This window comes from Metabacillus sp. RB-C-LZQ-3-1, assembly GCF_058315175.1.
The window spans coordinates 1-8408 of the sequence record NZ_JBZFLI010000039.1; the positions used below are offsets into that span (position 1 = coordinate 1).

7 protein-coding genes are annotated in these 8408 nt (G+C 36.2%); 5 read left to right on the forward strand and 2 right to left on the reverse strand.

What is annotated here, in order from left to right:
* Positions 1-423: 423 nt before the first annotated feature.
* The 3 genes from AC4GZ8_RS25930 to AC4GZ8_RS25940 all read left to right on the forward strand — a co-directional run bounded on the left by AC4GZ8_RS25930 (position 424) and on the right by AC4GZ8_RS25940 (position 2707).
* Entirely contained in the window at positions 424-1050 is a 627-nt protein-coding gene (locus AC4GZ8_RS25930; RefSeq protein WP_491084769.1) for an FMN-dependent NADH-azoreductase, read from the forward strand.
* 186 nt (positions 1051-1236) lie between these two features.
* Positions 1237-1668, forward strand: a complete 432-nt coding sequence (locus tag AC4GZ8_RS25935; RefSeq protein ID WP_491084770.1) for a MarR family winged helix-turn-helix transcriptional regulator — start codon at positions 1237-1239, stop codon at positions 1666-1668.
* Between the two features lie 166 nt (positions 1669-1834).
* Positions 1835-2707 carry an SDR family oxidoreductase gene (locus AC4GZ8_RS25940; RefSeq protein ID WP_491084771.1) on the forward strand — a complete coding sequence of 291 codons (873 nt, stop codon included), beginning with the start codon at positions 1835-1837 and terminating at the stop codon, positions 2705-2707.
* 29 nt (positions 2708-2736) lie between these two features.
* Here AC4GZ8_RS25940 and AC4GZ8_RS25945 read toward each other — a convergent pair whose 3' ends face one another.
* The gene (locus AC4GZ8_RS25945; RefSeq protein WP_491084772.1) at positions 2737-4092 is read right to left on the reverse strand and encodes an alpha-amylase family glycosyl hydrolase; all 1356 of its coding nucleotides are present in this window, start codon (positions 4090-4092) and stop codon (positions 2737-2739) included.
* 179 nt (positions 4093-4271) lie between these two features.
* Between AC4GZ8_RS25945 and AC4GZ8_RS25950 the strand changes: the two genes are divergently transcribed.
* Positions 4272-6026 carry an alpha-glycosidase gene (locus tag AC4GZ8_RS25950; RefSeq protein WP_491084773.1) on the forward strand — a complete coding sequence of 585 codons (1755 nt, stop codon included), beginning with the start codon at positions 4272-4274 and terminating at the stop codon, positions 6024-6026.
* Between the two features lie 9 nt (positions 6027-6035).
* Here AC4GZ8_RS25950 and AC4GZ8_RS25955 read toward each other — a convergent pair whose 3' ends face one another.
* Positions 6036-6896 carry a helix-turn-helix transcriptional regulator gene (locus tag AC4GZ8_RS25955; RefSeq protein ID WP_491084774.1) on the reverse strand — a complete coding sequence of 287 codons (861 nt, stop codon included), beginning with the start codon at positions 6894-6896 and terminating at the stop codon, positions 6036-6038.
* Between the two features lie 120 nt (positions 6897-7016).
* Between AC4GZ8_RS25955 and AC4GZ8_RS25960 the strand changes: the two genes are divergently transcribed.
* A complete protein-coding gene (locus tag AC4GZ8_RS25960) occupies positions 7017-8378 on the forward strand; it encodes an MATE family efflux transporter (protein WP_491084775.1) in 1362 nt (453 codons plus the stop codon).
* Positions 8379-8408 lie beyond the last annotated feature (30 nt).

Sequence of the window (8408 nt, forward strand, 5' to 3'; positions counted from 1 at the left end):
CTGTCTGTAAACTTATGCCTGGCCTCCCCTTTTCGTCAATAATCTATCAACTTTAAAGGAATTTCTATCAGCTTTCTTGGATAATCTTTCAACTTTGATCAGTAATCTCTCAACTTTCCTCATGAATCTATCATTCGACACAATTCAACATCGAAGCTACCCACATCAAAACAGGACTATCTATCGACAAAATCTCATCCTTTTGACTGACTTCCTTCCCAAACAAATGCGATATAATTTCTCATGTATCCAAGACAATATCGTTGACATGATGATCAATATTATTTAGAATGCACATTAGTATGTATAGCAACTTCTCTTAGTCAAAATAAATCAATTTGAGATTTTCCAAAAGTTACTATACTAACAAATAGTAAACTAGCAACTTAGTTGCTGCTCATCAAGAAAATGGAGGGAAAAAATATGTCAAACGTATTATTTATTAAAGCAAACTCACGTCCTGCAGAACAGGCTGTAAGTGTTCAGTTATATGATGCTTTTTTACACACTTACAAAGAAACACATAAAGAAGATACCATTACAGAGCTTGATTTATTCCAAGAAAACCTTCCTTATTATGGAGTAGATGCGATTAATGGAATGTTTAAGCGCGCAAAAGGAATGGAATTAACAGCTGAAGAAGAAAAAGCAGCAAATTTAGTGCAAAAGTACTTAGATCAATTCGTTGCCGCTGACAAGGTCGTTTTCGCATTCCCACTTTGGAATTTCACAGTTCCAGCTGTTTTACACACTTACATGGATTATTTATCACAAGCTGGTACAACATTCAAATATACACCTGAAGGTCCTGTAGGCTTACTTTCAGAGAAAAAAGTGGCTCTTTTAAACGCTCGTGGCGGAGTTTATTCAGAAGGTCCTGCTGCATCTGTAGAAATGTCTGTTAACTATGTTAAAAATGTATTAGCATTCTGGGGCATTACGAATACGGCTGATGTGATTATTGAAGGTCATAATCAATTCCCAGATCGTGCAAGTGAGATCATTGAAGAAGGTATCAAAAAAGCTACTGAATTAGCAAGCAAGTTTTAATAATAAACATTAAGAGCGAGTGTCATCACTCGCTTTTTTATTTTCCCCAATAACCTCTCTCTTTCTATTTGCCATACTGCTGGAAATCTCTAAAAAATTCCCCATGAAATTGACAATAAAGTCAGTTATCACTAAACTTATTTTAAACGTTATCAATATTTAGAATGTATTAGGAGTCTATCTAAAATGACACTTACGTTAAACGACTTTATTAGTATTTATATCCATCAAACCGACTTAGAGCTTACAGGATATATAAAAAATAAATTATCCCCCTTTAATATAGCTCCAGAACAAAATTTAATTATGATGTTACTTTGGGAAAAAGATGGCCTTAGTCAAAATGAGATCGCAGGAAAATTAAATAAAGATAAAACAAATATTGCCAGGATGGCCTTTGGACTTGAGCAAAAGGGTTTTGTAAAAAGATTAAATTGCCCAAAGGATCGCCGTGTTCAACGCTTATATTTAACAAAACAAGGTGAGGAACTAAGTGAACATATTATCCCCATTGCTATGGAGTTCAATAAGGTTCTATGCCAAAACATTACCACTGAAGAACTGAATCATGTCAGACAAATTTTAGGTAAGATGAGAACAAATTTAAGACAATCATAATGAAGAAGCCCTCAAATGGGGCTTCTTTTTTATGTTTAAAATTTTGCAAAAAGCCTCGTTAGTTTAAGCACCTCTTTTCTTGGGAATAGAAATACTACTCCATGAACATACTTTTTCATTTTTTTCACATAATAGGTAAACGATGAAACTTCAGGAGGTATAAACAATGAGTAATAATCAAAATCAACAAAAACAAACATTGCCGCCACAGCATCAGGATGTTCAGCCTGGCCATGAGGATTTAATGAATCCAAAACCTGCATTCGATGATCAAACGTATACCGGAAGCGGAAAATTGAAAAATAAAGTAGCTGTTATAACTGGCGGAGATAGTGGGATTGGAAGAGCTGTCGCTGTATTTTTTGCAAAAGAAGGAGCTAATGTGGTTATTTCCTATTTAAATGAGCAAAAGGATGCAGAAGAAACAAAACAGTATGTAGAAGCAGCAGGACAAAAATGCTTGCTGATTCCTGGAGATATCGGTGATGAATCTGTATGTCAGCAAGTTGTAGCAAAAACAGTTGAGACATTTGGACAAATCGATATTATAGTCAACAATGCTGCTGAGCAGCACCCTCAAAAAGGAATTGAAGATATTACGAGTGAACAACTCGAACGTACATTTAGAACAAATATCTTCTCATTTTTCTATTTAACAAAGGCTGCTCTCCCCCATTTAAAACAGGGAAGTGCGATCATCAATACTTCTTCGGTAACAGCTTATGCTGGAAATGAGCAATTACTTGATTATTCAGCAACCAAAGGTGCTATTACAACATTTACTCGCTCATTAGCCCTTAATCTCGCTGGCAAAGGAATTCGTGTGAATGCAGTTGCTCCTGGTCCGATATGGACCCCTCTCATTCCATCTACTTTTCCAGCAGATCAAGTGGCTACTTTCGGAGCAAATACACCAATGAAGCGACCTGGACAACCCGAGGAACTTGCACCTGCATATGTCTTTTTAGCCAGTGATGATTCTTCTTATATGTCAGGGCAAACACTTCATGTTAATGGCGGGAAAATCGTTAATGGGTAAAATGAAGGGACTGTCAATTGTGACAGTCCCTATTTTAAATTTGGTTTCTTATTACCTCTCTTATAAGCCAGTATTAGAAATAAAATAAACAATGTTGGAACAATAATAAAGACACTGATAAATGGTATGTTTAGCCCTGTCTTTTCTTTTATTTCATACACCTCGGCTATTTCGCGATCTATGATGAATTCGTATTCGTTATTTTCTTCCTCAAAAGTATCACCAGTTAGCAAGCCTTCAAGTTTTTTATCCTCTGCTATTTCAGAGGCTGATATTTTCACTTTTTGAGTTTCAGTCGTATTATTAATGGCTACGATAAGAGATTCATCTTGATATGATCGTTTAAAAACAATCATGCCATCCTTCTCATATAAAACCTGATAGTCGCCATATGTTAGAGCAGGAAACGTTTTTCTAACAATGGACAACTTTCCAAGATAATCAATCAATTCCTCATCTGATTGAAAGTTCATTAAAGGACGATTTGTTGGTGGTTCTCCCCCATCAACCGCAATTTCAGAACCATAATAGACAATTGGTGTTCCAGGAATGGTGTACATATATGAGAAAGCCATTTTCAATCGAACACCTGGATGTTGATTATTTTCAATTGCATGTCTTGTAAAGCGAACCGTGTTATCACTATCCACATATGTACTTAGTAAAGGTGAAGATTTGGCCACGATATCTGTCATTGGTTGAAAAGGCTGATCGACATGAGCAAACACGCTTGCCGATTTTTCATAAAAGGAATGATTGAGAATGGAATCAAATCCGCTTTCAATATAAGAGGACATGATCTTTGAATCATCAGAGTCTATCGAACCTACTAGGTAATAATCCTCGTTTAGCTCTTTCATATTTTGGTGAAAATCTTTCCAAACATTCTGATCAATACTGTCTGCTTTGTCAACATAATACCCATCCACGCCTGTTTCTTTCATCCACCATGCTGCTGATTGGGACATGTTTGGATCAATTTCACCATAGTCTAATAATATGTTCATCTCTAGTTTATGTGCTTCTTCGACAAGGCGCTTTACATCTTCCACTGTCCCGGCATGCTCATCGATGGTTTTTACTTCGCTAGATGTATTTTCTTCGTTAAAAATTGGTGATAGAATCATTGAGGTGAATCCCATTTTATGGATATACTCGATTTTTTTTATAATCCCTTCAATATCCCCTCCATGATAGGCTGTTGGATCTTCAAAATCGAGATCATCCCCATCATTTTTAGGGTTTCCATTATTAAAACGATCAACGACTACATAATAAGCAATTTCATCCTGCCAAGCCTTTTCTCCTTTTTCAGCTGCACTTACCGGGAATGCACTAAAAAGAAGAAACAGAATAAGCAAAGGTTTTATAGCTTGTCTAAACATTTGTTCCGTTCCTCCTATACTCTATATCTCTACGTTCTTAAGAGTATCTCTTTCCTCCATATACCGTCAAATTTTATTTTGCTTTTTACCCCTATACATTTTCTAGAGATATGAATATCCTTTTTTATAATTGGAAAAAGCTTAGGTAGTACACATTCTATTAAGGTAAAGGAGTTATCATGCTGAAAGAAGCTATCTACCATCGTCCGAAAGACCAGTTTGCTTATCCTGATCGTAATGGGTCTTTTCACATTCAACTTCGTACAAAGCATCAAGACGTTGAATCTGTCACACTCGTATATGGAGATCCTTTTGAATTTGATCAAGGTCACTGGAAGTATACCTCTGTACGAATGAAGCAAAGCGGAACAGATGGATTATTTGATTATTGGGTAACCGCCATTTTCCCGCCACAAAAGCGCCTACGATACGCGTTTTACTTAAAAAGCTCTGATGAAGAACTCTTTTTTACAGAAAAGGAATTTTCCGATCATGTTCATCATGATTTTTCAGCTTATTTTTGCTTGCCTTACCACCATAGTTCAGACGCTCACAATGCACCTGAGTGGGTAAAAGACACCGTTTGGTATCAGATCTTTCCTGATCGATTTGCAAATGGAAATCCCTTGAACGATCCTCCAACAACATTACCATGGAATAGCATAAAACCTACCACAGATTCTATTTTTGGCGGAGATTTACAAGGAGTCATTCAGCATCTTGATTATTTAGTGGACTTAGGGATAAATGGAATTTACTTTACACCACTCTTTAAAGCCAATTCAAATCATAAATATGACACGGTGAATTATTTGGAAATAGATCCACAGTTTGGAAGCTTACAGGATATGAAGGAGGTTGTCGCCCAGTGCCACGCAAGAGGAATTCGTGTAATGCTTGATGCTGTTTTTAATCATTGTGGACTGGACTTTCCTCCTTTTCAGGATGTGCTTGAAAATGGTGAGGCCTCACAATACAAAGATTGGTTTCATATAAGCTTTACCCCATCTGGTGACATCCACTATGAAACCTTCTCCTTTGAGAAATCAATGCCAAAGTTAAATACTCAGCATCCGGAGGTGCGAAAGTATTTGTTTGAAGTTGGGGAATATTGGATAAAAGAGTGCCACATTGATGGCTGGAGGTTAGATGTGGCGAACGAGATTGACCATCAATTTTGGAAAGATTTTCGTCAAGCAATGAAAGCCATTCATCCTGAGGTGTATCTTGTTGGAGAGGTATGGCATGATGCTATGCCATGGCTTGAAGGGGATCAATTTGATGCTGTTATGAACTATCCATTGGCAAATCTGCTTCATCAATTTTTCGCATATGATGTTATCAATGCACAGCATTTCACTTTTGCATTACAAAAATTCTTACATCAATATCCAAAGCCTGTCTATCATTCATTATTTAACATGGTTGGAAGCCATGATACACCTAGAATATTAAATCTAGCAAAGATGAATAAGCAAAAAGTAAAGCTTTTATCCGTTTTTCAATTTTGCTTCTTCGGTTCCCCTTCTATTTATTATGGGGACGAAATTGGGTTAACCGGAGACCAAGATCCTGGATGCAGAGGATGTATGGAATGGGATTCCTCCAAGCAGGATCAGGATATGCTGGCATTCATGAAAAAATTAATTCATCTTCGCAAGCAATACCCTATCCTCGGTAACGAAGGGCAATTTCGAATTTTATCATACGATGAAAATAAAAACTCTCTTTGTTTCCAAAGAGAAAATAACAAGGAGATTGTAATTGTTGTCATAAATAATCATCCAGAAAGCCAAACGGTTCAGCTTCCTCTTCAACTTAAAGACCGCACCATTCTTGATTTATGGAAATCAGAAGAGTTCGCAGCTCATTCTGATCAACTATCAGTTACACTTAATGGTTATGATTTTTCTCTTTTGCACATTAAGAAATAAGTTATCTTTTTATCTCCTAAGAATAACCTTTCTATATTCAATAGGAGTTAGCCCTTCCATCTTTTTAAACAGTTTTGAAAAATAGGTGGAATCCAAAATACCAACTTCCTTAGAAATATTGGCAATCTTTTGATCTGTTGTTGCTAACAACTTCTTAGCTTGATTCATCCGATATTTGTTCAAATAATGATTTGGTGTCTCACCTACAATTTTTTGCATACAGCGCGTTATATAATCAGGGTGAAAATGAAGGGCGTTCGCAATGTCCTCCATTTTCACCTCATCCTTATAATGTGCTTCAATATAGGCTACTGCCTCTTCTACCACCTTTTCAGCAGCAGAAGGGATTTTACACGCTTCCTTTTGTAAGTGTAAAAGAAATTCTTGAAAATACAATTGTTGTCTTAATTGATAATCTGGTGTTTGATGATCAACATTTAATAATTGATGAAACATTGTTTCCACAAAGCTGGTATTTTCAATCTCACCATAGCATGGAATTGACAGTCTATAAGATGGAGGATGTTCATAATCACCTTGAGACTCGTGAATTTCAGCCCAGTTTGTAATCCCTTCCTCTACAATTTCATAATTAGTCGGAATAACAAAATGAAACCAATAATATTCTGATCTCACTTGACACCCCTTATGACCAAAATGTTCAAAGCCGGGAACTAAGATGATATATTGACCTTTGCCAATGGAGTAAGGAACAGAATCCTCTGTTAGAAATAACTCCCCGGACTTTACATAAATCAAATCAAACACAGTAAATGTTCTCTGAAAATGCTTTTTCCCCTTTTCAAAAATGGCATATCCCCCTTTTATTAAGGTTGGAAAAGCCGGAACATGAAACTCAATATAAGACAACCATCATCACCCTTTAAGTCGTATTTCTCCAAATTATATCGTCATCTTCTCTTTCCATTATACTGCAATCTCTGTAAACTTATTAAGTATTATCGACATGTAGTAAGGAGGTAGATGAAAATGTCGACAACAAGACAAGATCGTAAAATGACATTATTTGCATTAACATGGCCAATTTTTATTGAAATCATGCTTCACATGTTAATGGGAAATGCTGATACATTAATGCTCAGTCAATATTCAGATAATTCTGTAGCAGCTGTCGGTGTTTCAAATCAAATATTATTTCTATTGATTGTGATGTTTGGGTTTATTGCAACAGGAACAACCATTCTCGTTGCTCAATATATAGGTGGAAACAATTATAAAGACGCCAAAGAAATATCATCTGTTTCTCTTTCGGCAAATCTTTTATTTAGTATCCTCATTAGTGTCGTCATTGTCATTGCTAGTGAAGATATCCTTCAACTGATGAATTTACCACAGGAGCTAATGACAGAAGCGACTTTTTATTTGAAGGTTGTTGGAGGGTTTTCTTTTCTTCAAGCATTAATTATGACAGCTGGTGCTATTCTAAAAAGCTATGGTTATACAAAGGATTCGATGTACCTGACAATCGGGATGAATTTAATTAATGTTATAGGAAACTATTTATTTATTTTTGGACCTTTTGGTATTCCGGTATTAGGTGTTCAAGGTGTTGCAATTTCGACAGTTGTATCGCGATTTATTGGGTTACTTGTTATTCTTTATATTTTAAAGCAACGTGTTCACTTTACTCTTAATCTAAGAACTTTGTTCAAACTGCCAGCGCATCATATCAAAAATCTCCTTCATATCGGAATACCAACTGCTGGCGAACAATTGTCTTATAATACATCTCAAATGGTGATCACATTTTTTATCACAATGATTGGAACAGAAGCATTAACAACAAAAGTGTATGCACAAAATCTTATGATGCTTATTTTATTATTTAGCTTAGCGGTAAGTCAGGGGACGCAAATTTTAGTTGGCTATATGGTAGGAGCAAAGGATTATGATTCGGCATACAAAAGATGCTTAAAGAGCTTGCATTATTACGGTATCGTTATTTCTACATTGATGGCGGTCGTCTTTACCTTGTTCTCCGATCAATTACTTGGCATCTTTACATCAAATGAAAGAATACTAGAGGTGGGGGGCACACTTATTTTACTCACCATCCTACTTGAGCCTGGTAGAGCCTACAATATGATTATCATTGGATCTTTAAGAGCGGCTGGAGATATTCGTTTCCCTACCTATATTGGGATTCTGTCAATGTGGGGGATAAGTGTTCCAATCGCTTATGTACTTGGTATTCATTTTGACCTCGGACTTGTTGGAGTATGGATTGCCTTTATATCAGATGAATGGGCTAGAGGAATTATTATGTATTACCGTTGGAAATCTAGAGCTTGGCAGGGGAAACGATTTTCTCAGGAAGCTGCAGTTTCTTAAAATAGAAGAAAAAACCACAAGGAGTCATTT

Excerpts from the sequence above, each read along its gene's own strand:
- AC4GZ8_RS25930 (WP_491084769.1), top strand. The coding sequence starts at position 424 with ATGTCAAACGTATTATTTATTAAAGCAAACTCACGTCCTGCAGAACAG.
- AC4GZ8_RS25935 (WP_491084770.1), top strand. The coding sequence starts at position 1,237 with ATGACACTTACGTTAAACGACTTTATTAGTATTTATATCCATCAAACC.
- AC4GZ8_RS25940 (WP_491084771.1), top strand. The coding sequence starts at position 1,835 with ATGAGTAATAATCAAAATCAACAAAAACAAACATTGCCGCCACAGCAT.
- AC4GZ8_RS25945 (WP_491084772.1), bottom strand. The coding sequence starts at position 4,092 with ATGTTTAGACAAGCTATAAAACCTTTGCTTATTCTGTTTCTTCTTTTT.
- AC4GZ8_RS25950 (WP_491084773.1), top strand. The coding sequence starts at position 4,272 with ATGCTGAAAGAAGCTATCTACCATCGTCCGAAAGACCAGTTTGCTTAT.
- AC4GZ8_RS25960 (WP_491084775.1), top strand. The coding sequence starts at position 7,017 with ATGTCGACAACAAGACAAGATCGTAAAATGACATTATTTGCATTAACA.